This window comes from Polynucleobacter sp. MWH-UH35A (genome assembly GCF_018687075.1).
GTDB lineage: Bacteria > Pseudomonadota > Gammaproteobacteria > Burkholderiales > Burkholderiaceae > Polynucleobacter.
This window is the reverse complement of record NZ_CP061285.1, coordinates 512,369-534,980: the sequence shown is the minus strand read 5'-3', so window position 1 is coordinate 534,980 and position 22,612 is coordinate 512,369. Positions and strand designations below refer to the sequence as shown.

Sequence of the window (22,612 nt, the reverse complement as noted above, 5' to 3'; positions counted from 1 at the left end):
ATCTAAATTACTGAATTACCGAATTCCAATCAGTTTATGGGATTGCAGACTCAATCTCCACAAAGGGCGTTTTTGACACAAACTCACTGCTAACTCAGTATTGCTTTTGAGATTTTCGCCATCCATAGGCTGTAAGAATCGATTGCGATAATCCATTCCCTCAAAACGGGCCATTAACTTCTCTAATGACTGATGGTTCGCTTGCGGAATCACCAACTTCAATTCATCTGCCTGGAGAACAATCAACTCAGCCCCTGCCTTGGGGCTAACGCAAACCCAGTCAACACCCTTTGGTACTTTAATAGTACCGTTAGTCTCAATGGCCACTTCAAAACCTTTTTGATGCAGCGCTGCAATCAATTCTTCATCCAATTGCAGGAGAGGCTCTCCACCAGTAAAAACCACATACCGTTGCTGAGGTCCAGCCTGAGTACTTCTCCATGAAGCTTCGATGGCATCAGCAAGAGCAATGGCTGTTTCGAACTTACCGCCACCCATGCCATCGCTACCCACAAAATCGGTATCGCAAAACTGGCAAACCGCTGAAGTGCGATCTTCTTCACGTCCGCTCCAAAGGTTGCATCCCGCAAAGCGACAAAATACTGCCGCCCTACCAGCGTGGGCACCTTCGCCCTGAAGCGTGGGAAATAGTTCTTTTACGGTATACATAGCAATGCCTCTATTTTAAGCGCATTGCCTATTTCCAGAAGACTAACTCCAACTCCAGATAGTCTTCCCAAAGGGCACCGTTCCACCTCATACCCCCAAGTAGGTAGCGCCCAAATGATCTACGTATTACCCACCGCCCAATTTCCGGGGAAAACCACAGATCTTCCTCTCGATAATTCGATACCCTAAAGACATCCTGGCTTTCGAAATATGGAACTTCATTGTGATACTTCAAGGTCAAAAATTGACCGGCTGGAACAGATAAACGCTCCCACTGAGAGGCACCCATACTGAGGCCCCAGAAATAACTGCCATCCGGATAACCCAATACCTGGTATCTCGATTGTGTATAACTACTCGAGTTCACAGTCAATGGCGAAGGCCATAACGGCACTGCTGGAGCAAACTTTTGTGGTGGAGACCAATGCGGATCTTGAACGACATATCCCCAAGGTGACTGGATTTCATCGGGGAGCGGACCAGCCTTTGCGCCAGATCTAGAAATGCGAATTTGCTCCCCTACTGAAACCACTCTTTCAGTAACAACATCAACCACTTCTTGGTTAAAAACATTGCGAACTTGGTACACCCATTCTTGACCAACCTTTGGAGCACGCACAATAGGCGTAGGTTGTGGTTGAGGCTCGACTACGCCTTTAGGATAAGGTTGGGATGAAATACATGCCACTAAAAATAATGGCAGCGTAAAAAGAAATAGCTTTTGCAAAGACTTTACTTGTAGGAAGTGAGTTGCCATTGATAACTACCCTCCAAAATTTGCGCTCCAAGTTGACCTTGGATCATATATGTACCAGACGACTCACGAGCTACCCAGCGACCAATGCTAGGCGCAAACCAAATCGTTTCCTTGCGAATACAGTCCACCTTATTATCATCCTCACTCTCATAGTTAATGAGATTTTGGTAGCGCAATGTTAAGAAAGTTCCGGCGGGTACGGTAATTTGCTCCCAGCCATTTGCACTCATGTATTCCTGCCAGCCATACGAATTACCAGAGTATCCGCCGAAACTATATTTGGTATTTAGCTGCTTGCTCCAGTTTGAACTGAGCTCTTGAGGCCACAAAGGTATCGGTGGATTGAAGCTTATCAGGCGCGGCCATGCAGTAGAGGTCTGCACTACCCCCCAAGGTCCTTGAATTTCGCTGGCCAATCTACTGCCATTCTCATCTGTGCGTTCAATGACGATAGTCGAGCCAATGCTGCTTACTTTTTCAGTTATAACGCCTAGCATCTTGCCGTCAAACACATCGCGCTTCACATATGTCCACTCCTGCCCAACTTGAGGCGCCCTGATATTCGGAGTGGGTTTTGGCTGAGCAACGGGAGTGCCTCGTTGATATCCTAAAGGAACCCCACATGCCACTGGAGCCAAAGCAGCTGATGCAATGAAAGTGCGGCGCGATATATTCATTTCTTTCTCCCACATAAATTGAAGACTTTGTAAATTCATTGTATGCCCACCAAATATTTGAAGACTATTGGTATAAAGCGTTTTCTATAAAATTTTTAGGCACAGATGTCTTTGGAATAGCAATTTTTGAATCATCAAACCAGGATTGCACTTTAATATCAAAGCCAACACCATGCATGTAGTTGTAGACAGCCTTTTTCAGTCCTTGACCTAATACATCATGATCAACACCAGCGGGGTCAATAAAGGCAACATCATTCTTGGCAAAGGTCGTTTCTGGTAATGGGATTAATTCAATTCCATACTCTTGCGGATTCAGACCCACAGGAGAATGCACGGTACAAATAAAGCGATGAAAGAAGCCACTTTGAATACAGCCATTCTCAAAAAGCTGTCTTACGTATTCCAAAGCATCAACTGTCTCTTGTACGGTTTGTGTTGGGAAACCATACATTAAATAAGCGTGTACTAAGATGCCAGCATCTGAAAAACCTTTGGTCACTTGAGCGACCTGCTCAACCGACACGCCTTTTTTCATCAGATTCAGCAAACGGTCGGAGGCCACTTCTAGACCGCCAGACATGGCAATGCATCCACTTTTTGCCAATAGCTCGGCTAATTCAGGGGTAAAGGTCTTCTCAAAACGAATATTCCCCCACCATGAAATTAGTACCTTGCGGCGAATGAGTTCCTCGGCAAGCGCTTTTAGTGCCTTAGGTGGTGCAGCTTCATCCACAAAATGAAATCCAGTCTGCCCAGTCTCAGCAACAATCTGCTCAATGCGATCCACCAGCAAACTTGCGGAAGCTGTTTCGTAGCGAGAGATATAGTCAAGTGATACATCACAAAAGCTACATTTTTTCCAATAGCATCCGTGCGCAACCGTCAATTTATTCCACCGACCATCACTCCACAAGCGATGCATCGGGTTGAGCATATCAAGAAGAGATAGATATGAATCTAGCGGTAAACCATCCCAAGTGGCAGTACCGACTTCCTCAAAAGGAATATCGGGCTCTTGCCAATTGAGATATTGCACTTTATTGCTTGAATCACGCATAAAGGTACGCACTAATCTCTCGACAGAACGCTTACCCTCGAGATACTCAATCAAAGAGAGCAAGGGCCTCTCTCCAGAATCGAGTGTGATGAAATCCACATAATCAAAGATACGAACATCAGATAACTCCCGAAGCTCTGTATTGACATAGCCGCCACCTAAGGCAATCTTGATTTCTGGATGAGTATTTTTAATTACCTGGGCTATACGTAAAGCTGCATACATTGCACCAGGAAATGGAACTGATAGCAGCACTAAATTCGGCTGATGACGCTCAATTGCTTGGATAGTGAGTGCCTGTAAATGCAAATCCATTAATGTTGGTTCAGCCTTTAGCGCATCTGCTAATGGCGTGAAAGTCGGCTGACTACTAGCCAAGGATTCGGCATAGCGGACGAATTCAAAACGATCATCAACTGCATCACGTAATACATCTGCAAGATCATTGAGGTAAAGGGTTGCTAAATGGCGTGCTCTGTCTTGCGATCCCAAAGCACCAAAAGCCCAAGCCAGGGGATCAGAAGACCCTTCATCTTCAAACACATCAAGCGAAGCAAAGCGCGGCCCCTCAGGCAAAAACTCGCGAGTATTAATACGATGACTTAAAGTGCTATCGCGACCTTGTAAGAAAGCAATCGCTGGAGAGATGGTAGATTGATAAGCATCAAAATAATCCAAGAAAAAATTGATGCTAGCGCTACGATTCTCTTCTACAACATTTAACGCTTCTGTGCGTATTTCAGCAATGCCTTCTGGAGTAAAAAAGCTCAGCACGAGCGCTAAAGCAAGATCCTCTTGTACAGCGTCAACACCACGAGATCGTAAAAACCCTGTGAGATACGCTGTAGAAGGATACGGCGTATTCAGCTGAGTCATAGGCGGAATGAGGCTTAACACCTTCATGCTCATCAACTATGCTCCGAGAAGATCTAACTCTTCGCTTGTAAAGCCTGCTTGCTTACGGGCCTCTATATTGAATGGCCCCTTGAGAACGGGTGCTCGATATTGAGCGGCCAACTCTCGATAAGCGGAAATTGGGGAAAGACTATCTTTTTCGCACAAGTAATTAAACCAGCGATTGCCAATCAGCACGTGACCAATTTCATCATTCAGAATAATTTCCAAGATCTCAACCGCACGAGCTTCTTTTATTTGCTTAAAGCGATCCCGTATCGAAGGAACTGCATCCAACCCTCTAGCCTCCATTGTTCTGGGCACCAGCGCCATGCGAGCAATGACTGAATCGGTTGTTCGCTCGACCATCTCCCACAAACTATTGTGAGCAGGGAAATCACCATAGGTAAATCCAAGCGTTTGCAGATGCTCATTTACTAAGCTGAAGTGATAAGCCTCTTCTTTGGCAACTTTGAGCCAGTCTTCGTAGTATTCCTTGGGCATACCTGGGAAGCGCCAGATCGCATCCAAAGCAAGATTCATGGCATTGAATTCAATATGCGCCAGTGAATGCAATAATCCCGCCCTACCTTCAGGTGTATCCATTCTTCTTTTGGGAACAAGCTTAGGAAGCACCAAGTCTGGCTTTGCAGGGCGTCCTGGAAGGGTTAATGCCCCACATTCAATCTGACGAGAAACATCAAGAGAAATAATTTGCTTTTGATATGCATCAAACAAGTTGAATAACTGACTTACTTTTGTTTGCGCATCCAAGATTGCCAGGATTGCGAGTGAAGTTTCTCGTAACTCAGGCATAGAAAATAGCAGGCTGGTGTAGCCCGCCCCTTACTCCCACTCGATCGTTGCTGGCGGTTTTCCGCTGATGTCGTACACCACGCGATTGATGCCTCGGACTTCATTAATGATGCGGTTCGATACTTTACCGAGCAAGTCGTGCGGCAAATGAGCCCAGTGTGCAGTCATAAAGTCTTGGGTCTGCACAGCCCTGAGGGCAACAACGTATTCATATGTTCTGCCATCACCCATCACACCTACAGACTTCACCGGCAAGAAGACAGCAAATGCTTGGCTAGTAAGGTCATACCAAGACTTCTGACTTACTTCATCAATCGTGTTACGCAATTCTTCAATGAAGATGGCATCAGCACGTTGTAGCAAGCTAGCAAACTCAGCCTTCACTTCACCCAGAATGCGAACACCAAGGCCTGGGCCTGGGAATGGATGGCGATACACCATCTCGCGTGGCAAACCTAAGGCAACACCAAGCTCACGTACTTCGTCTTTAAAGAGTTCGCGCAATGGTTCAAGCAACTTCAGGTGCATATCTTCAGGCAGACCACCAACGTTATGATGACTCTTAATCGTATGCGCACCCTTCTTACCTTTACCTGCAGACTCGATCACGTCTGGGTAGATCGTTCCTTGAGCAAGCCACTTTGCATTCTTAATTTTTCCTGATTCAGCTTGGAAAATATCTACGAATTCTTTACCGATAATTTTGCGCTTAGCTTCTGGATCAGTAACGCCAGCCAACTCGCCCATGAATTTCTCTTTAGCATCAACACGGATCACCTTCACGCCTAGATTGCGTGCAAACATTTCCATCACCATGTCGCCTTCATTCAGGCGTAGCAGACCATGGTCTACAAAAACGCAAGTGAGTTGATCACCAATTGCGCGATGAATTAAGGCAGCAGCAACACTAGAGTCCACACCGCCCGACAAGCCAAGAATGACCTCTTCATCCCCAACTTGTTTACGAATATTCTCAACAGCTTCTGCAATATAGTCGCCCATGACCCAATCAGGTTTGCATTGGCAAATCTCATGCACGAAACGCTCAATGATGGCGGTGCCTTGAATAGTGTGCGTCACCTCGGGATGAAACTGGAAAGCATAGAAGCGGCGCTCTTCATCCGCCATGCCAGCGATAGGGCAAGACTCAGTTGAAGCCATTAACTTAAATGATGGCGGCAATGTAGTGACTGAATCACCATGACTCATCCACACTTTTAAAATGCCATGACCTTCACTGGTAGAAAAGTCCTGAATACCTTTGAGTAAATTGGTGTGACCGTGGGCACGTACTTCAGAGTAACCAAACTCACGCGCTTTACCCAATGACTCTGCTGATGCTACAGCGCCGCCCAACTGGGTTGCCATGGTTTGCATGCCATAGCAAATGCCTAGAACGGGAACACCAAGCTCAAAAACAATTTGGGGTGCACGCGGACTACCATCTTCAGTTACTGAACTTGGTCCACCAGAGAGAATGATGCCCTTGCCACCTTGTTCCTGAATGAACTTGCGAATAAATTCAGGGTCGCAATCATAAGGATGGATTTCTGAATACACGCGTCCATCGCGTACACGCCGAGCAATGAGTTGAGTTACTTGTGAGCCAAAGTCGAGAATCAGTATTTTGTCGTGCACGAAAGGAACAGTCTTTATTTCAGTTTTTTTATTTGTTAATCAATATGGTAATTAGGCGCTTCTTTAGTAATCTTCACATCATGAACATGTGATTCACGCACACCCGCTGATGTAATTTCTACAAAGTTGGCTTTTTCATGGAGCTCAGCAATAGTTTTGCAACCGAGGTAACCCATGGAAGAGCGGATGCCGCCAGTGAGCTGATGCAAGATTGCTAAAACGCTACCTTTGTATGGCACTTGACCTTCAATGCCTTCTGGTACGAGCTTTTCTGCATTCGCAACGATGTCGCTTTGGAAGTAACGGTCGGCAGAACCATCTGCCATTGCCCCCAAAGAACCCATGCCGCGATAGCTCTTATAGGAACGACCTTGATACAAGAACACTTCACCAGGGGCTTCTTCGGTTCCGGCAAACATGCCACCCATCATCACGGAACTCGCACCCGCTGCCAGCGCTTTTGCAACATCGCCCGAGTAACGTACGCCGCCATCAGCAATCAATGGAATGCCAGTACCTTTGAGTGCGGTTGCCACATTCACAATCGCCGTAATTTGCGGAACCCCTACACCAGCAACAATGCGGGTGGTACAAATTGAGCCGGGGCCAATACCAACCTTAACGCCATCTGCGCCATGATCTGCCAATGCCTTGGCAGCATCACCAGTCGCAATATTGCCGCCAATTACTTGCACGTGAGGGAAATTTTTCTTAACCCACTTCACGCGATCTAATACGCCTTGGCTATGACCGTGCGCAGTATCCACAACGATGACATCAACACCTGCACGCACCAACAACTCAATACGCTCATCATTATCAGGACCAACACCAACCGCTGCACCCACACGCAGCTTACCTTCGCTGTCCTTACAAGCATTCGGATGTTCGGTTGCCTTGAGAATATCTTTAACAGTAATAAGGCCGCGTAATTCAAACTGATCATTGACAACCAGTACGCGCTCTAAACGATGCTGACTCATCAAACGCTTTGCTTCATCTAATGAGCAACCTTCTTTCACGGTAATTAAGCGCTCACGCGGAGTCATTTTGCTTTTGACTGGTGCATCTAAATCTTCTTCGAAACGCAAATCGCGGTTCGTAATAATGCCAACAACTTCTTTACCAACCAGAACAGGAAATCCTGAGAAACCATGTTCACGAGAAAGTTGGATTACCTGACGCAAAGTGACGTCTGGGCTAATGGTGATCGGATCACGCAACACACCAGATTCATAACGTTTCACTTTTGCCACTTCACGAGCTTGCTCGGCAGGCTTTAAATTTTTGTGAATGATGCCAATGCCACCTTCGCTGGCCATAGCAATTGCTAATCGACCTTCGGTAACGGTGTCCATCGCAGCGGACACCAATGGTGTATTGAGTGAAATGTCTCGAGTTAACTTACTTGCCAAGCTGGCATCTCGAGGAAGTACCGATGAATAGGCCGGTACGAGGAGCACATCGTCAAAAGTGAGTGCTTTTTGAATGAGTCGCATGCAAAACCCCTAGTCGCAAAAACAGATTATAGCCTCCTAGCCTTTCTTTTAGCTGCGGCAGCCTGGAATTTGGCATCCTGATTCTGATTCGCCTTCTTGCGTCTAACCGTTTTAGGGTCAATTAATAGCGGGGAATAAAGCTCTAAACGGTCTCCGGCATAAATTGGGCTATCCCAGTCCTTACGCTTACCAAAAACGCCAAAGCAGCCTTTTCTGGCCAATACAGGGTCGTCTGGATCAAACGCAATACCCGCCTGAACTAGGGCCAAGCCAACCGTAGGCAACTCGTCAGCCGACAGAATCAGCCTGAACGCCTTTATCTCTGGTTCACCCTGCCTGACATCGCAAAGCATGAGCTCAAGCGAGCGCTCAGCCATAGAGATCCTCGGCACGCTTTACAAAGCAATCAACAAAGGTGCCAGCAATGTGCCCAAACACTGGGCCAATGATCTTATCGAGGATGACGCTCTTAAACTCCCAATGAAGCTTAAATTCGACCTTACAGGCATCTTCCCGTAGCGGGATAAAGTTCCACTGACCAGAAAAATGCTTAAAAGGACCATCTACAAACACCATATCAATGGTCTCTGGGCGGTGGTTCACATTTCGAGTATGAAAGTACTGCGTAATACCCTTGAAATGAATATTGATTTTGGCATCAAGCACAGTCTCGGTCTGCTCAAAAATTTCCACCCCGCCACACCAGGGCAGAAACTCGGGATAACGGGCGACATCCGTCACTAACCCGTACATGCGGTCAGCTGATTGGCCAATTAAAACGGTCTTGTAGACGTCTGCCATAATCGTTCTTGAGAGCTAAATAAATATGAGTATCGTCGATAACAAAAAAGCCTTCTTTGATTATTTTATCGAGGAACGCTTTGAGGCAGGGCTTGTACTGGAAGGCTGGGAAGTAAAAGCTATCCGCGCAGGTCGCGTGCACATCAAAGAAGCGTATGTCGTCATTCGCAAGGCGGAGCTTTTTCTAATCGGCTGCCATATCACCCCCCTACTATCAGCCTCCACCCATATAGTTCCGGACAACACGCGCACCAGAAAACTCCTTCTCAATGCTATTGAGATTCGCAAACTGATTGGCAAAGTAGAGCAAAAGGGCTACACCCTGGTGCCTCTAAACCTGCATTTCTCCAAAGGTAACGTCAAATGCGAAATCGGTCTTGCCAGGGGTAAAAAACTCCATGACAAGCGTGCTGCAACCAAAGAACGGGAATGGGAAGTTCAAAAAGGCCGCATCGCTAGAGGCGATCTAAACGCTTAACCCAACACCCCCCAAATCTGGACTAAACCGCCCTTCAAGCAAATATCTGAGCATTTATGCACTTTTATGGTGCAATCCAGCACCAAGGCGCTTCAAATCATTTGTGCCCGCCTTTGCAAAAGCATTAATTTGTCATTATGAAATTGCCTTTTGACGAAATGCTCGACGCCGCAGGCAAAGCGCGTCCCCACTACCAAATCTTTCACAACTGGCTGAAGCAGCAAAGCGACACCCTAATGGGTCTCAAGCGTGCTGAAGCCGACCTGATTTTTAGACGAGTGGGTATTACTTTTGCTGTTTATGGGGACGATCTTGGTTCTGAAAGAACCATTCCATTTGATCAAGTGCCCCGTATCTTTACCGCCAAAGAGTGGGAGCAGCTTGAGGCAGGCTTGCGTCAACGTGTAAAAGCACTTAATCGCTTTATCTACGATGTTTACCACGATGAAGAAATTATTAAGGCAGGTATTGTTCCGGCTGAACAAATTTATAACAACGCGCAGTATCGTCCCGAGATGCGTAACGTTAGCGTCCCGCGCGATATCTATGCGCAAATTGCTGGTATCGATATCGTACGTGCTGGCGAGGGCGAGTTCTACGTTCTAGAAGATAATTTGCGCGTACCTTCGGGTGTGTCATACATGGTTGAAGACCGCAAGATGATGATGCGACTCTTCCCTGACCTCTTTCAAAAATATCGCATTGCCCCGGTAGAGCATTACCCAGATCTTTTATTGGAATGTCTCAAGTCCGTGAAACCGGATGATGTTAAAAAACCGAATGTGGTTGTATTGACGCCCGGCATGTACAACTCGGCTTACTTTGAACACAGCTACCTTGCGCAGCAGATGGGCGTTGAGCTCGTAGAGGGTAAGGACTTGTTTGTTAAGAATGAACAGGTCTTTATGCGCACCACTCAAGGACCCGAGCGGGTTGATGTGATCTATCGACGCGTCGACGACGACTTCCTAGATCCATTGGCATTCCGCTCTGATTCGACTCTGGGAGTTGCTGGCTTATTGTCAGCACATCGTGCTGGTAATGTGACATTAGCAAATGCGATTGGTACTGGCATCGCCGATGACAAATCTATTTATCCGTATGTCCCCGAGATGATCGAGTTTTATCTTGGTGAGAAACCGATTCTCAATAATGTTCCTACTTTCCAATGTCGCAAGACAGATGATTTGGCATACACATTAGCCAATTTAGAGAAGTTGGTTGTGAAGCTGACACATGGTGCTGGTGGTTACGGCATGTTGGTTGGACCCGCATCCACTAAAGCAGAGATTGAAGAATTTAGAACGCACCTGATCGCCAATCCAGACAAATATATTGCTCAGCCTACTTTGGCACTTTCCACCTGTCCTACGTTTGTAGAGTCGGGAGTTGCGCCAAGACATATCGATTTAAGACCTTTCGTTCTCTCAGGCAAAACCATCAAGATGGTTCCGGGTGGATTGACTAGGGTTGCACTCAAAGAAGGTTCTTTAGTAGTGAACTCCTCCCAAGGCGGTGGAACTAAAGACACCTGGGTATTAGAAGAGTGAGAGAAAAGTAAAGGAAATAAGGAAACACATGTTAAGTCGTACCGCTGATTGTCTTTACTGGATGGCCCGCTACACCGAGCGTGCAGAAAATACTGCTCGCATGCTCGACGTAAATCACCAGACCTCCCTTCTTCCACAGCCCGCAGAGTTTTTAGAGCAAAGCTGGAAAAAATTACTGACGATTTCTAAGTTAGAAGATGCATTTCTTAGTAAATACGATGTGATCAATCGAGAAAATGTTCTGGATTTCATGATTTATGAAACCAGCAACCCGTCAAGCATTGTTTCGTGTTTATTTGCCGCCCGAGAGAATGCGCGCGTCATCCGCGGCAAGATTACTTCCGAGGTTTGGGAAACTCAGAATACCACTTGGCTTGAACTTCAACGCATCTTAGAAGCAAGACATCAAGCCGATCCTAGTCGCCTGCTGGAATGGGTAAAACATCGCTGCCATCTGTTTAGGGGCGTTCTTTACGGCACGATGCTCAAGAACGAAGCTTTCTACTTCATTAACGTGGGCACACTACTTGAGCGCGCTGATAATACTGCCCGTATTCTACAAACCAAATATGAAGATCAGGCAGCGATCAAGGTATTAAGTCCCAACAAGAAGTCTGATGATGGCGCTGATGGCGATTTCTTTGATTTCTATCACTGGGCCGCTTTACTTCGCTCTGTCTCAGCCTTTGAAATTTACCGCCAAATTTATTCTGATCAAGTTACACCAAAACAAGTTGCTCAATTGCTGATTTTTAACAGGCAAATGCCGCGATCACTCGTATGTTGCGTCAATGAATTGATCCCTTTAATTTCTGAGGTGAAGAATCAACAATCTAAAGAAATTGAGCGCTTACTTGGCAAGCTCAAAGCAAGCCTAGAATACTCTGATATCGACGAGGTATTTGAGCAAGGCCTAGAAGAATATATTGAAGCCTTCTTGGAGCGCATCAATCATATAGCCGATGAGTTCAGTAGTGCTTATCTCATACCGCTTGCCGTTGCCTAAGAAAATAAAAATATGCATCTTAAAATTCGCCATCGCACTGAGTACCGTTATGAGACACCTGTACGCTACTCCATTCAAGAGCTTAGACTAACACCGCAGACGGTTGCTGGACAGCAGATCGATAAATGGAAAATTAGCACTCCAATCAAAGCTTCCAATTCAGTAGATACATTTGGCAATCTTTGCAGCGTCTTTGTCCAAGAGAGCCCCTACACCTCAATGATGATTGAGGCTGAGGGTGAGGTTCATACTCAAGATGCCTTTGAGTTTATCGACGATGCCAAGGCAGTCTCGCCCTACTATCTTTTGCAGCAAACCAATTTAACCGAGTCAACAGAGGAGATGCTGGAATACTTCTCTTATAGTCTGCCAAAGAAAAATTCTGTCGATCAAGTACTTAAACTCGCTGAGGCAGTACAAGGTTTGATTGTGTACACCCCAGGACAAACCAACTTTGCTACGACTGCCGCACAATCCTTTGCCATGAAAACGGGCGTCTGCCAAGATCATGCCCACATCATGTTAAGTCTATGCCGCGCATCGGGTGTGCCCGCTCGATATGTCAGCGGATATTTCTTTGCCGAAGAATCCCCTAACCTTGCCAGCCATGCTTGGATCGACTTTTGTAGTGATATTGAAAAAGGGATCTGGACTAGTGTGGATATTACCCACGCTTGCTTAATTGATTCGCGCCATATACGCCTTGCTATAGGTAGGGATTACTACTCTGCCGCCCCAGTTAAAGGGGTGCGCTCTGGCGGTGGCGGTGAAGAGCTCAGTGCCAATATATCGATACAGCAACTCAGCTAAGCTCCTCTGATTTTTAAGAGATAATCTTAAGAAATAATAAAGAGGGTTTGGGAATGACGTATTGTGTTGGGCTTTGCCTTAAAGATGGTCTTGTGTTTTTATCTGACACCCGCACCAATGCCGGTGTAGATCAAATCGGCACTTTCAGAAAAATGACCTTATTTCAAGAAAAGGATCGTTTTTTCACCCTAATGAGCGCTGGTAATCTAGCCATTACTCAAGCTGTTAAAGAAATTCTGCTCCAAGGTCAATTTCTCAACGGCAAAAACCTTTGGACCGCTGAAAATTCGCATGATGCCGCCGTAGTAATTGGTGATGCCATCAAACAGGTTTACGAACGTGACCACGAGGCACTAGAAAAAGCCGGAATCGACTTCAACTGCAATCTGATCTTTGGTGGACAAGTAAAAGGCGAAAGACCTCGCCTCTTTAATATCTACTCAGCTGGCAACTTTATTGAAGCCACGCCCGAAACTTGTTACTTCCAAATCGGTGAATCCAAATACGGTAAACCTATTCTAGATAGAGTGTTGAACTTCAACACCTCCCTCAACCTAGCTACCAAGTGCGCTTTGATCTCCATGGATTCCACATTAAACAGTAATATTTCTGTAGGGCTGCCGCTGGACTTGCTTGTTTATGAAAAGAATTCATTGCGAGCCGACAAACTAGTCACTATGGATGAATCCAATCCTTACTTCCAAATGATCCATCAGTTATGGGGGGAAAAATTACGCGCTGCATTTAACTCCATCTCGGAACCAAGCTGGAGCGGAGCCCATAAATCCAGCGCTATTTCAGCACCGGCCAAAAAGATGGGAGCTGTCCCGATCAATCATCGGCCACCAAAAGCGAGACCCGCAAAAACAGTTGCATCATCAAAACCAACAATGCCTAGAAAACCATTAAAGAAGGTGCCTGTCAAAAAAGTAGCGACTAAGAAAAAGTAAATTGCTTGCGCTTAAGCGTTTGATCTCTTCATAAACAAAAAGGCCTAGAGGAATCTAGGCCTTTTGCTTTAGTACTTGTGACTACTGTGTTTTGTAGTTAGGCTTTTAAGCTCTTACCCAACATCTCCCAAGTAGCAACCACACTATCTGGGTTCAGTGATATTGAAGTAATCCCTTTTTCAACCAACCAACGAGCAAAGTCTGGGTGATCTGAAGGGCCTTGTCCGCAAATGCCAACATACTTATTTTGCTTACGGCAAGCATCAATAGATCGGGCAATCATGAACTCTACTGCTGGATCACGTTCGTCAAAGTCGATAGCGAGCAATTCCATACCGGAGTCACGATCTAGACCCAAGGTTAATTGGGTCATATCGTTTGAGCCGATAGAGAAGCCGTCAAAATACTCAAGGAACTGATCTGCCAGAATGGCATTGGATGGAATCTCACACATCATGATAAGGCGTAAGCCATTAACACCACGCTTGAGACCAAACTTCTCCATCATATCGATTACACGCTTCGCTTGATTGATGGTGCGCACAAACGGAACCATGATCTCAACGTTGTCTAGACCCATGTCTTCACGTACACGCCTCATCGCTGCACACTCAAGTGCAAATGCTTCACCGAAATCCTCTGAAACATAACGTGATGCGCCGCGGAAACCTAGCATTGGATTTTCTTCATCTGGCTCGTAACGTGATCCGCCAATTAACTTCTTATATTCATTGGATTTGAAGTCCGATAAACGTACGATGACTGGCTTTGGATAGAAAGCGGCAGCGATTGTTGCTACACCTTCAACCAACTTATCTTCGTAGAACTGACGTGGGCTAGCGTAGCCGCGGGCAACACTCTCCACCGCACGCTTTAGGTCAGGATCAATATTTGGATATTCCAATACAGCGCGTGGATGTACGCCGATGTAGTTATTGATGATGAACTCAAGACGCGCTAAGCCAACACCCGCATTTGGAATTTGGCAAAAATCAAATGCCAGCTGAGGATTGCCGATATTCATAGTGATCTTCACAGGAATCTCTGGCAGAGCACCACGTGATACTTCAGTGACCTCAGTTTCGATCAAGCCGTCATAAATGTGACCTTCGTCACCTTCTGCACAAGAAACTGTGACCATCATGCCATCTTGCAAATTCTCAGTAGCATCACCGCAACCAACCACTGCAGGAACACCTAGCTCACGGGCAATGATTGCTGCATGACAAGTGCGTCCACCACGATTAGTCACAATCGCAGAAGCGCGCTTCATCACTGGCTCCCAATTTGGATCGGTCATATCGGCAACCAATACGTCACCTGGCTGCACACGATCCATCTCGCTTGGGTCACGAATAATGCGCACAGGACCAGCGCCAATCTTTTGACCGATCGCACGACCCTTCGCCAACACCTTAGAGCTACCTTTTAGCTTGTAGCGCATTTCTACTTGACCAGCTGCCTGGCTTTTCACAGTCTCAGGGCGCGCCTGAAGAATATAGATGCGACCGTCTTGACCATCCTTGCCCCACTCGATATCCATTGGACGACCGTAGTGTTTCTCAATGATCACTGCATATTTAGCCAACTCGGTGATATCTGCATCTTCCAATGAGAAACGATTGCGTTTCTCTGGAGACACATCAACTGTCTGCACTTTTTCTGCAGAGCCTTTAGGGGCAAATTGCATCTGAATTAACTTAGAACCCAAGGAGCGACGAATGATTGCCTTCTTATCCTGGGCTAAGGTAGTTTTGAAAACATAAAACTCATCGGGATTCACTGCGCCTTGCACAACAGTCTCACCCAAGCCATAGCTAGAGGTGATGAAAACCACGTCCTCAAATCCAGACTCTGTGTCCAAGGTAAACATCACGCCAGCAGCACCCAAGTCCGAACGCACCATACGCTGGATACCAGCTGATAAGGCCACTTCAGCGTGGGCAAAGCCCTTATGAACACGATAGGAGATGGCGCGATCGTTATAGAGAGAGGCAAATACTTCACGAATCTTCTTCAAAACATCATCAATACCTTCGACATTCAAGAAAGTTTCTTGCTGACCAGCAAAAGAGGCATCTGGCAAGTCTTCAGCAGTAGCTGAAGAACGCACGGCAAATGAGCCTTTACCAGAATCGTCCAACACTGCAAAAGCTTTACGAATTTCTTCTTCCAGCTTAGGCTGAAATGGCGCTGTTTCGATCCAGTTACGAATCTCTGCGCCTGCTTGAGCCAATGCACGCACATCATCAATATTCAAGCCTTCCAAACGCTGCTGAATACGCTCAGTCAGATTATTGTGTTTCAGAAAATCACGGAAAGCCAATGCAGTGGTTGCAAATCCAGTGGGAACACGAACGCCCGTGGACGCTAACTGAGAAATCATTTCCCCTAATGAAGCATTTTTTCCGCCGACGGATTCAACATCCGTCATACGAAGTTGCTCAAAAGGCAAAACATAGGCATCAGCCATACTGCTATTTTGTTGCTGTTGGTTGGACATAAAATACTCTCTAAGGATAAGGAAACTGGTGTAGCGGCCACCCTAAACGGGGCATGCTTTAATATGATTCTATTGTAGTGCTGACCCCGACTTTTAAGCCAAATTCATGACTAACGAAACCCGTATTGTTTTTATTGTTTCTGACGGCACCGGTATTACCGCCGAGAACTTCAGCCAGTCGATTTTGGCCCAATTTGAGGCCACTTTTAAGCATATTCGCGTACCTTTTGTGGATAGCGTTGACAAAGCCCATGATGCCGTTAGCAGCATCAACCAAGCAGCCAACAAATATGGGGTTCAGCCCATTGTTTTCACTACTTTGGTGAATTCTGAGCTTAACGCCATTGTTGGGAAAGCAAATGGCTTAATACTGGATATGTTCCAGACCTTCGTGGCCCCGCTCGAAGCTGCTTTGGGTATGAAATCCACCCATGCAATGAACCGTCTCCACCACAATGCGGATACCGAGGCCTATAAAAACCGTATTGAGGCGATCAACTATTCTTTGGCGCATGATGATGGCCAATCGAATCAAAACTTAGCGGAAGCCGATGTCATTCTGATTGGCATCTCTCGTGTTGGCAAAACACCAACCAGCCTCTACTTAGCAATGCAATACGGATTGAAGGCAGCCAACTATCCTCTGATTCCTGAAGACTTTGAACGCGGGCAACTACCGAAGGATTTGGTGCCATATCGCCAGAAGATCTTTGGACTGATGATTGATGCAGAACGCTTATCGGAGATCCGTAATGAACGCAGACCCGGTAGCAATTACGCCAAGCTAGAAAACTGCCGCTATGAAATTAACGAAGCTACGGCAATGATGAAAAAGCAATCGATTCCTTGGGTTCTCACAACCAGCAAATCGATTGAAGAAATCGCCACCACCGTACTGCAGGCAATAAAGTCCGATAAAACAATACTAGGGTAATGCAGCGTGAGTCTCTTTCTTAAGAGCGCCTGACACGCACCGTCTCAAATAGACAAATTGCTGCTGCCGTTGAGACATTCAACGACTCTACCCTTGGATCAATCGGAATCGAAACCCCTTTAGCTTGACCCAGCAAATCATCTGATACGCCCTGGCCCTCACTACCCATTACCCAAGCCACAGGATGGAGTAAATCTTTCTTGAGTAAATAGAGGTCCTGCTCGGCATCTGCTGTAGCCGCCAATAAAGGTGCGGTCACAGCACTCAACACCTGCTGGTTGGACCAGCCTTCATACAAATCTAGCAATTTGTGAGCCCCCATTCCTGCACGCAATACTTTGGTAGACCACAAATGGGCACAACCGGATAAAGTAATCACTTGAGTAAAGCCAGCTGCAGCGGCAGTACGAAGAATAGAGCCTACGTTTCCAGCATCTTGCACTCGATCCAATATCACCACATCCCCAGCAAGCGTTGACATTGATTGCGGTGCAGTTAGTGTTGATTTTGGAAGATCTAACAAGCCCGTAATATGCGGTGCATTGACTAAATCTGATAGAAGATCCCAGAGTGCGCTATCTAATTGGAATACTTTGGTGTCTGGGCAGATCTCGAGGTGCTCATATACAGCTTGAGAGATTTCAATATTCTTTAACCCAATTTCTGATGTAAGCAACGTTTTTAGCGCAGGGTCACCCACCCAAGTCTGCACAAGATGAATGCCTTCTAATAAAGCTTGGCCGCTAGCCAACCTAGCCTTCTGACCTTTAGAGCCAGCAGCCTGTAAATTACGAATCTCTTTGAAGAGCGGATTCTCTTTTGAGGTAATAAGGTCAAAGTTCATGACAGATTTATAACTTAGTTTCCTATTGCATCAAGCACTTTGCGTACTGGTGAAAAACTTCTTCTATGTTGCTCACAAGCTCCGTACTGCTTGAGGGCCGCAAAATGGGCCTCCGTTGGGTAGCCCATGTGCTGTGCAAAGCCATATTCTGGATGTATCTCATGCAACGACATCATTTGACGATCACGCGTAACCTTAGCAATGATCGATGCAGCAGATATTGCCGGCTCTTTGGCATCGCCCTTCACAATCGCTTCTGCAGCAATTGGCAATTCGGGGCAACGATTACCATCAATCAATGCTTTATCAGGCCAAGCGCCCAGTCGAATCGTGAGATCCTCAATTGCTCGGCGCATTGCCAACATAGTGGCCTGCAAAATATTAATCTCATCAATTTCTGCTGGACTTGCCTCGCCAACGCCCCAGGCTTTGGCTTTTTCCATGATTTGCATATAGAGATATTCACGTCGTGCAGCTGTTAACTTCTTAGAGTCTTTGAGACCCTCTATTGGATTATCTGGATCGAGAACTACCGCACCAGCCACCACCGCACCAACCAGTGGCCCACGTCCAGCTTCATCAACACCGCAGATCCAAATAAGACTCATCTGCCGCTTTTATTCTTACGTTGCTTGGCGATCGTTTGGGCTACCGCTTGCGCAACCAATAAGCCAGTAGGACGGCGCAAGGATTCATGCATCAATGCAAAACGTTCTTTCAGCTTAGCTACTTTGCTTGGATTCTCCAGCCAATCTTGAATGGCACTAGCGAGATTCTCAGAGGTTGCATCATTCTGGAGAAGCTCTGGAACAACAAATTCCCCGCAGAGAATATTTGGTAAGCCCACATAAGGCAAGTAACCTTGGCGCTTCATGATTTGCGCAGTTAACCAAGGTACCTTATATGAAATCACCATAGGCTTTTTCCACAAAGCAGCTTGCAAAGTGGCTGTACCACTGGCAATCAGTACCGCATCGGATGCCTCAAGCACTTCATCAGCCATACCATCTAGCAAATGAATCTGAATATCTGGGTTGCCGTTTTTTGCCTTAAGTAAAAGTTGCTCAAGTGGCTCACGCAATCGTGGTGTCGCCACCGGAATTAGGAAATTGAGCTTCTGACCTTTTAATCTTTCTGAAAGTAACTGCATCGTTTCGAAAAAGACTGGGGCAATGAGCTCAATTTCGGAACCACGGCTTCCAGGCAAGACAGCTATCACTAGACCATCTAGAGATGCCTCGGGGATATTGAGGTATCGACTTAATTTTTCTCTAGATTGATGGGTATTGGGCTCCAGCGGAATCTCGCTAGCTAATGGATGCCCAACATAGGTCGAGGCCACTCCAGCCTTGTCATAGATTTCAGTCTCGAAGGGAAAGATGCAGAGCATGCGCTCTACTGCTTGGGATATCTTCTTAATACGCCCCGCTCTCCATGCCCAAATCGAGGGCGAAACTAAATGTAAGGTTGGGATGCCTGCCTTGCGCAACTCAAGCTCAACACCTAAATTAAAGTCAGGCGCATCTATTCCCAGATATACATCTGGTCGACCTTCATTCAGAAGATTTTGAATGAGCTCTTTGCGCAACTTGAGAATAGCTGGAAGCTGTTTGATTGCCTCAACATAACCGCGCACACTCAAGGTTTCCATGGGCCAATCAGAGCGCATGCCTGCGGCTTGCATGCGGGGGCCGCCAATACCGTAAACCTCTAGACCAGACATATCTGGAATTTGATTTAGCGCACTCAGAACTGGCGCTGCTAATAGATCGCCAGAAGGTTCGCCAGCTACACAAGCTAACTTTGGCAAAGTAATTCCGTTACCGAATAATGCCGCGAGTAGAGGCGGCAATGAAATCATGGAACTGCGCGAGCCTTTCTGCAGTCTGGATGTCTGCAGAGTTTGCAGCAACCATCTTCTGAATTTCTACCTTAGCTTCTTCAAAGCTGAGGCCATCTTTATAGAGAACCTTATAAGCTTGACGCAAAGCAGAAATTGTCTCGCTTGAGAAACCCCGACGCTTTAATCCCTCGACGTTAATGCCGTGAGGAGAAGCCTTATCTCCGGCAGCAATCACAAATGGAGGAATATCTTGCACTAAAGCAGATGCACCACCAAGCATGGCATGTTGGCCGATGCGCACAAATTGGTGCACGCCGGACATGCCACCCATAATGGCCCAATCATCTACCTGCACATGCCCTGCTATCTGTGCATTACTTGAAAAGATGGTGTGATTGCCAACCTGACAATCATGAGCAATGTGGACATAAGCCATGATCCAGTTGTCATTACCGATCCGGGTGATGCCCGCATCTTGTGATGTGCCAGTATGAATTGTGGTGAATTCGCGAATGGTATTGCGATCACCAATAATGAGTTGGGTTGGCTCACCTCGGTATTTCATATCCTGTGGAGGGCCACCAATTGCCGCAAAGTGCGCAAAAGTATTTTCTTTACCAATAGTTGTGCAGCCCTCGATCACCGTATGAGAACCAACCTTGGTACCAGCACCAATCTTGACGTTGGGACCGATGACAGAGTATGGACCTACCTCAACATCACTTGCTAGCTCAGCTTTGCTATCAACTACAGCAGATGCATGAATCCGTGTCATTACGCGCCTTTCGTACGAACCGCACAAGTGATATTAGCCTCTGCAGCAATCTCACCATCTACAGTTGCCTTAACGGCAAACTTGTAAATACCAGCGCGACCACGCTCTAAGGTGGCAGTCATGATAAGTTGATCGCCAGGCAATACTGGCTTTTTGAAGCGCGCGCCATCTATACCAGCAAAGTAATAGATCGCATCTTCTGCGCGCTCTTCAGAGAAAGTGAGTAAAGCGGCAGTCTGGGCCAAAGCTTCAATAATCAACACACCAGGCATTACCGGGAAATCCGGAAAATGTCCTTGAAAGAACGGCTCATTCATAGTGACATTTTTTAATGCAGTAATACTCTCACGCGGAGTAATTTCTAACACGCGATCTACCAATAAGAATGGGTAGCGATGCGGTAGCAATTTAAGAATCTTATTAATATCAATTGCGATTGGTGTGCTCATAGATGACCCGCTAAAAAGTAAATATGTGTTTTAGATTACAGAATCTATGACCCTGTAGTTTTGTTTTTATCCAGTAAGCGCAAGCGCTGACGTATTTTATCTAGTCCGCGCAAAATAGCGGCATTTTTCTCCCAGGCACCATGGAGCATCGACGGATAAACTCCCGTGAAATGCTGGCCTGGTTCTGTAATCGAGCGAATGATGGAGGTGTTACCAGAAACAGTAGTTCTATCGGCAATCGTCAGATGGCCAGCAAAATTTGCTGCGCCGCCGATGATGCAAAAGTTACCGATCTTAGTACTGCCAGAAATTGCTGCGCAACCAGCAATGACGCAGCAGCTACCAACAACCACGTTATGGGCAATTTGAACTTGATTATCGATCTTGGTTCCAGCCCCAATCACCGTATCACTCATTGCACCACGATCAATCGTCGTCGAGGCGCCAATTTCCACATCGTTACCAATCACGACGCGACCAGTCTGTGGAATCTTGACCCACTCGCCACCCGTGGCAGAAAAATCTGGAGCAAAACCAAAGCCATCAGCACCAATCACTGCGCCACTATGAATAATGCAGCGCTCACCAATTTGAGAGTTGTAGTAAATCGAAACAGATGGATAGACTAGGGTATCGCTTGCAATAACACTATCTCTGGCAATGGTTGAATTACCCAAAATAGAAACCCGCTCACCCAATCTAACACCCGCACCAATTTGCACAAATGGCCCAACATGGCATGAAGATGGCACGATTGCGGTGGCATCAATTACGGCACTGGGATGAATTCCGGAAGGATAGATAGGACTACTTGCTTTGGCAAAGTACTGAGCCATTCTGGCAAAAGTGGCATACGGGTTTTTTGAAACAAAGTACACCCGCTTGGCAGAATTTGCACTGGGATTGGCTTGTAAAAACTCGAGGTCAGAATTGCTGACAATCAATGCGCCAGCCGCACTATCGCTAGCCTGCTGTCTATAGAGTGGATTAGAAAGAAATGAGATTTGATCTGGCTGAGCTCGCTCCAAAGGAGCGAGGCCAGTAAATCCATGGGAAGCCTCTCCCACCAAGCTTGCTTGAAACTGTTCGGCCAGCTCAATGGCGGTCGGCATAAAGCTTACTTCTGGCTATTTAAAGCCTTGATAACATCATCGGTTACATCAGCCTTAGGGCTGGCATAAGCTGCTTCCTGAACGATGAGGTCAATTTTTCTTTGCTCTGCAATTTGCTTTAATACGACGTTCGCTTTTTCAGCAATCTTTGCACGCTCTTCAAAAGTACGTTGATTCAGATCCTCAGTGAATTCACGTTGCTTCCGTTGCAGTTCACGGTCTTGATCTGCCAATTCACGTTGACGACGTACGCGCTCAGCCTCACTCATCACGGCAGCGTCACGGTCAAGCTTTTCAGCTGCAGACTTAATCTTTTGAGCAGCATCACGCAAATCATTTTGACGCTTCGTAAATTCATTTTGCAAACGTGTTTGCATGGCCTTAGCCAAATTGGACTCATTAAATACTTTCTCAGAGTTCACAACTGCAACACGCGTTCCACCAGTGTCTTGAGCAAAGACTTGTGGCGCAGCCAATGCTGCCACTGCAGCAAAAAGACCAACTTGAATCCATTTTGAAGATTGACGAAGCTTCATAAAACTTTCCT

The 22,612-nt window shown here is 46.4% G+C and carries 23 protein-coding genes; 6 read left to right on the top strand and 17 right to left on the bottom strand.

Annotated elements, in window-relative coordinates; all coding sequences use genetic code 11:
* Positions 1–15: 15 nt before the first annotated feature.
* The 9 genes from queE to ICV36_RS02780 form a co-directional block, all read right to left on the bottom strand.
* Complete coding sequence (queE, locus tag ICV36_RS02820; protein WP_215401026.1) at positions 16–669, bottom strand: 7-carboxy-7-deazaguanine synthase; 654 nt, start codon at positions 667–669, stop codon at positions 16–18.
* A 28-nt stretch (positions 670–697) separates the two neighbouring features.
* Positions 698–1,426, bottom strand: a complete 729-nt coding sequence (locus ICV36_RS02815; RefSeq protein WP_215401025.1) for a hypothetical protein — start codon at positions 1,424–1,426, stop codon at positions 698–700.
* Positions 1,402–2,103: a hypothetical protein gene (locus tag ICV36_RS02810; RefSeq protein ID WP_215401024.1), complete on the bottom strand. Its 702-nt coding sequence runs from the start codon at positions 2,101–2,103 to the stop codon at positions 1,402–1,404. Before ICV36_RS02810 ends, ICV36_RS02815 begins: the two co-directional genes overlap by 25 nt.
* A gap of 64 nt (positions 2,104–2,167) precedes the next feature.
* Positions 2,168–4,066 (bottom strand): radical SAM protein, encoded by a 1,899-nt coding sequence (locus ICV36_RS02805; protein WP_215401023.1) that lies wholly within the window; start codon positions 4,064–4,066, stop codon positions 2,168–2,170.
* 9 nt (positions 4,067–4,075) lie between these two features.
* A complete protein-coding gene (locus ICV36_RS02800; RefSeq protein ID WP_215401022.1) occupies positions 4,076–4,873 on the bottom strand; it encodes a ferritin-like domain-containing protein in 798 nt (265 codons plus the stop codon).
* A gap of 30 nt (positions 4,874–4,903) precedes the next feature.
* Positions 4,904–6,511, bottom strand: coding sequence for a glutamine-hydrolyzing GMP synthase (guaA, locus tag ICV36_RS02795; protein WP_215401021.1), 1,608 nt, complete (start codon positions 6,509–6,511; stop codon positions 4,904–4,906).
* Positions 6,512–6,546: 35 nt separating this feature from the next.
* The gene (gene guaB, locus ICV36_RS02790) at positions 6,547–8,010 is read right to left on the bottom strand and encodes an IMP dehydrogenase (protein ID WP_215401020.1); all 1,464 of its coding nucleotides are present in this window, start codon (positions 8,008–8,010) and stop codon (positions 6,547–6,549) included.
* Between the two features lie 26 nt (positions 8,011–8,036).
* Positions 8,037–8,387, bottom strand: coding sequence for an RnfH family protein (locus tag ICV36_RS02785; protein WP_215401019.1), 351 nt, complete (start codon positions 8,385–8,387; stop codon positions 8,037–8,039).
* Positions 8,380–8,811, bottom strand: a complete 432-nt coding sequence (locus ICV36_RS02780) for a type II toxin-antitoxin system RatA family toxin (RefSeq protein ID WP_215359568.1) — start codon at positions 8,809–8,811, stop codon at positions 8,380–8,382. Before ICV36_RS02780 ends, ICV36_RS02785 begins: the two co-directional genes overlap by 8 nt.
* A 25-nt stretch (positions 8,812–8,836) precedes the next feature.
* On the opposite strand from ICV36_RS02780, the gene smpB reads away from it, so the two are divergent.
* From smpB to ICV36_RS02755, 5 genes are all read left to right on the top strand, one after another.
* Positions 8,837–9,289: an SsrA-binding protein SmpB gene (gene smpB, locus ICV36_RS02775; protein ID WP_215401018.1), complete on the top strand. Its 453-nt coding sequence runs from the start codon at positions 8,837–8,839 to the stop codon at positions 9,287–9,289.
* Between the two features lie 137 nt (positions 9,290–9,426).
* On the top strand, positions 9,427–10,839 hold the full coding sequence (locus ICV36_RS02770) for a circularly permuted type 2 ATP-grasp protein (RefSeq protein WP_215401017.1): 1,413 nt from the start codon (positions 9,427–9,429) through the stop codon (positions 10,837–10,839).
* Between the two features lie 28 nt (positions 10,840–10,867).
* Positions 10,868–11,845: an alpha-E domain-containing protein gene (locus tag ICV36_RS02765; protein WP_215401016.1), complete on the top strand. Its 978-nt coding sequence runs from the start codon at positions 10,868–10,870 to the stop codon at positions 11,843–11,845.
* Positions 11,846–11,857: 12 nt separating this feature from the next.
* Positions 11,858–12,655, top strand: a complete 798-nt coding sequence (locus ICV36_RS02760; RefSeq protein WP_215401015.1) for a transglutaminase family protein — start codon at positions 11,858–11,860, stop codon at positions 12,653–12,655.
* Between the two features lie 53 nt (positions 12,656–12,708).
* On the top strand, positions 12,709–13,605 hold the full coding sequence (locus tag ICV36_RS02755) for a peptidase (protein ID WP_215401014.1): 897 nt from the start codon (positions 12,709–12,711) through the stop codon (positions 13,603–13,605).
* Positions 13,606–13,702: 97 nt separating this feature from the next.
* Here the strand turns inward: ICV36_RS02755 and ppsA are convergent, their stop codons facing one another.
* Positions 13,703–16,108 carry a phosphoenolpyruvate synthase gene (gene ppsA, locus ICV36_RS02750; RefSeq protein WP_215401013.1) on the bottom strand — a complete coding sequence of 802 codons (2,406 nt, stop codon included), beginning with the start codon at positions 16,106–16,108 and terminating at the stop codon, positions 13,703–13,705.
* Positions 16,109–16,214: 106 nt separating this feature from the next.
* Between ppsA and ICV36_RS02745 the strand changes: the two genes are divergently transcribed.
* Positions 16,215–17,042: a pyruvate, water dikinase regulatory protein gene (locus ICV36_RS02745; protein WP_215401012.1), complete on the top strand. Its 828-nt coding sequence runs from the start codon at positions 16,215–16,217 to the stop codon at positions 17,040–17,042.
* Between the two features lie 19 nt (positions 17,043–17,061).
* Here the strand turns inward: ICV36_RS02745 and ICV36_RS02740 are convergent, their stop codons facing one another.
* From ICV36_RS02740 to ICV36_RS02710, 7 genes are read right to left on the bottom strand one after another with little or no spacing between them, the layout of a single operon-like run.
* Complete coding sequence (locus tag ICV36_RS02740; protein ID WP_215401011.1) at positions 17,062–17,886, bottom strand: RNA methyltransferase; 825 nt, start codon at positions 17,884–17,886, stop codon at positions 17,062–17,064.
* Between the two features lie 14 nt (positions 17,887–17,900).
* Complete coding sequence (rnhB, locus tag ICV36_RS02735) at positions 17,901–18,494, bottom strand: ribonuclease HII (protein ID WP_215401010.1); 594 nt, start codon at positions 18,492–18,494, stop codon at positions 17,901–17,903.
* Positions 18,491–19,747, bottom strand: a complete 1,257-nt coding sequence (gene lpxB, locus ICV36_RS02730) for a lipid-A-disaccharide synthase (protein ID WP_215401009.1) — start codon at positions 19,745–19,747, stop codon at positions 18,491–18,493. Before lpxB ends, rnhB begins: the two co-directional genes overlap by 4 nt.
* On the bottom strand, positions 19,707–20,504 hold the full coding sequence (gene lpxA / locus ICV36_RS02725; RefSeq protein WP_215401008.1) for an acyl-ACP--UDP-N-acetylglucosamine O-acyltransferase: 798 nt from the start codon (positions 20,502–20,504) through the stop codon (positions 19,707–19,709). Before lpxA ends, lpxB begins: the two co-directional genes overlap by 41 nt.
* Positions 20,504–20,953: a 3-hydroxyacyl-ACP dehydratase FabZ gene (gene fabZ, locus ICV36_RS02720; protein WP_215392257.1), complete on the bottom strand. Its 450-nt coding sequence runs from the start codon at positions 20,951–20,953 to the stop codon at positions 20,504–20,506. Before fabZ ends, lpxA begins: the two co-directional genes overlap by 1 nt.
* Positions 20,954–20,997: 44 nt before the next feature.
* Positions 20,998–22,065 carry a UDP-3-O-(3-hydroxymyristoyl)glucosamine N-acyltransferase gene (gene lpxD, locus ICV36_RS02715; protein ID WP_215401007.1) on the bottom strand — a complete coding sequence of 356 codons (1,068 nt, stop codon included), beginning with the start codon at positions 22,063–22,065 and terminating at the stop codon, positions 20,998–21,000.
* Positions 22,066–22,070: 5 nt separating this feature from the next.
* On the bottom strand, positions 22,071–22,601 hold the full coding sequence (locus ICV36_RS02710) for an OmpH family outer membrane protein (RefSeq protein ID WP_215401006.1): 531 nt from the start codon (positions 22,599–22,601) through the stop codon (positions 22,071–22,073).
* Positions 22,602–22,612: the final 11 nt, after the last annotated feature.

Bases quoted from the DNA above. Each gene is read 5' to 3' on its own strand.
- ICV36_RS02710 (WP_215401006.1), bottom strand. From the start codon at position 22,601: ATGAAGCTTCGTCAATCTTCAAAATGGATTCAAGTTGGTCTTTTTGCT.
- fabZ (WP_215392257.1), bottom strand. From the start codon at position 20,953: ATGAGCACACCAATCGCAATTGATATTAATAAGATTCTTAAATTGCTA.
- rnhB (WP_215401010.1), bottom strand. From the start codon at position 18,494: ATGAGTCTTATTTGGATCTGCGGTGTTGATGAAGCTGGACGTGGGCCA.
- lpxD (WP_215401007.1), bottom strand. From the start codon at position 22,065: ATGCCGACCGCCATTGAGCTGGCCGAACAGTTTCAAGCAAGCTTGGTG.
- lpxA (WP_215401008.1), bottom strand. From the start codon at position 20,504: ATGACACGGATTCATGCATCTGCTGTAGTTGATAGCAAAGCTGAGCTA.
- guaB (WP_215401020.1), bottom strand. From the start codon at position 8,010: ATGCGACTCATTCAAAAAGCACTCACTTTTGACGATGTGCTCCTCGTA.
- ICV36_RS02770 (WP_215401017.1), top strand. From the start codon at position 9,427: ATGAAATTGCCTTTTGACGAAATGCTCGACGCCGCAGGCAAAGCGCGT.
- ICV36_RS02785 (WP_215401019.1), bottom strand. From the start codon at position 8,387: ATGGCTGAGCGCTCGCTTGAGCTCATGCTTTGCGATGTCAGGCAGGGT.
- ICV36_RS02810 (WP_215401024.1), bottom strand. From the start codon at position 2,103: ATGAATATATCGCGCCGCACTTTCATTGCATCAGCTGCTTTGGCTCCA.
- smpB (WP_215401018.1), top strand. From the start codon at position 8,837: ATGAGTATCGTCGATAACAAAAAAGCCTTCTTTGATTATTTTATCGAG.
- lpxB (WP_215401009.1), bottom strand. From the start codon at position 19,747: ATGATTTCATTGCCGCCTCTACTCGCGGCATTATTCGGTAACGGAATT.
- ICV36_RS02805 (WP_215401023.1), bottom strand. From the start codon at position 4,066: ATGAAGGTGTTAAGCCTCATTCCGCCTATGACTCAGCTGAATACGCCG.
- ICV36_RS02745 (WP_215401012.1), top strand. From the start codon at position 16,215: ATGACTAACGAAACCCGTATTGTTTTTATTGTTTCTGACGGCACCGGT.
- ICV36_RS02740 (WP_215401011.1), bottom strand. From the start codon at position 17,886: ATGAACTTTGACCTTATTACCTCAAAAGAGAATCCGCTCTTCAAAGAG.
- ICV36_RS02765 (WP_215401016.1), top strand. From the start codon at position 10,868: ATGTTAAGTCGTACCGCTGATTGTCTTTACTGGATGGCCCGCTACACC.
- ppsA (WP_215401013.1), bottom strand. From the start codon at position 16,108: ATGTCCAACCAACAGCAACAAAATAGCAGTATGGCTGATGCCTATGTT.
- ICV36_RS02780 (WP_215359568.1), bottom strand. From the start codon at position 8,811: ATGGCAGACGTCTACAAGACCGTTTTAATTGGCCAATCAGCTGACCGC.
- queE (WP_215401026.1), bottom strand. From the start codon at position 669: ATGTATACCGTAAAAGAACTATTTCCCACGCTTCAGGGCGAAGGTGCC.
- ICV36_RS02755 (WP_215401014.1), top strand. From the start codon at position 12,709: ATGACGTATTGTGTTGGGCTTTGCCTTAAAGATGGTCTTGTGTTTTTA.
- ICV36_RS02815 (WP_215401025.1), bottom strand. From the start codon at position 1,426: ATGGCAACTCACTTCCTACAAGTAAAGTCTTTGCAAAAGCTATTTCTT.
- ICV36_RS02760 (WP_215401015.1), top strand. From the start codon at position 11,858: ATGCATCTTAAAATTCGCCATCGCACTGAGTACCGTTATGAGACACCT.
- ICV36_RS02800 (WP_215401022.1), bottom strand. From the start codon at position 4,873: ATGCCTGAGTTACGAGAAACTTCACTCGCAATCCTGGCAATCTTGGAT.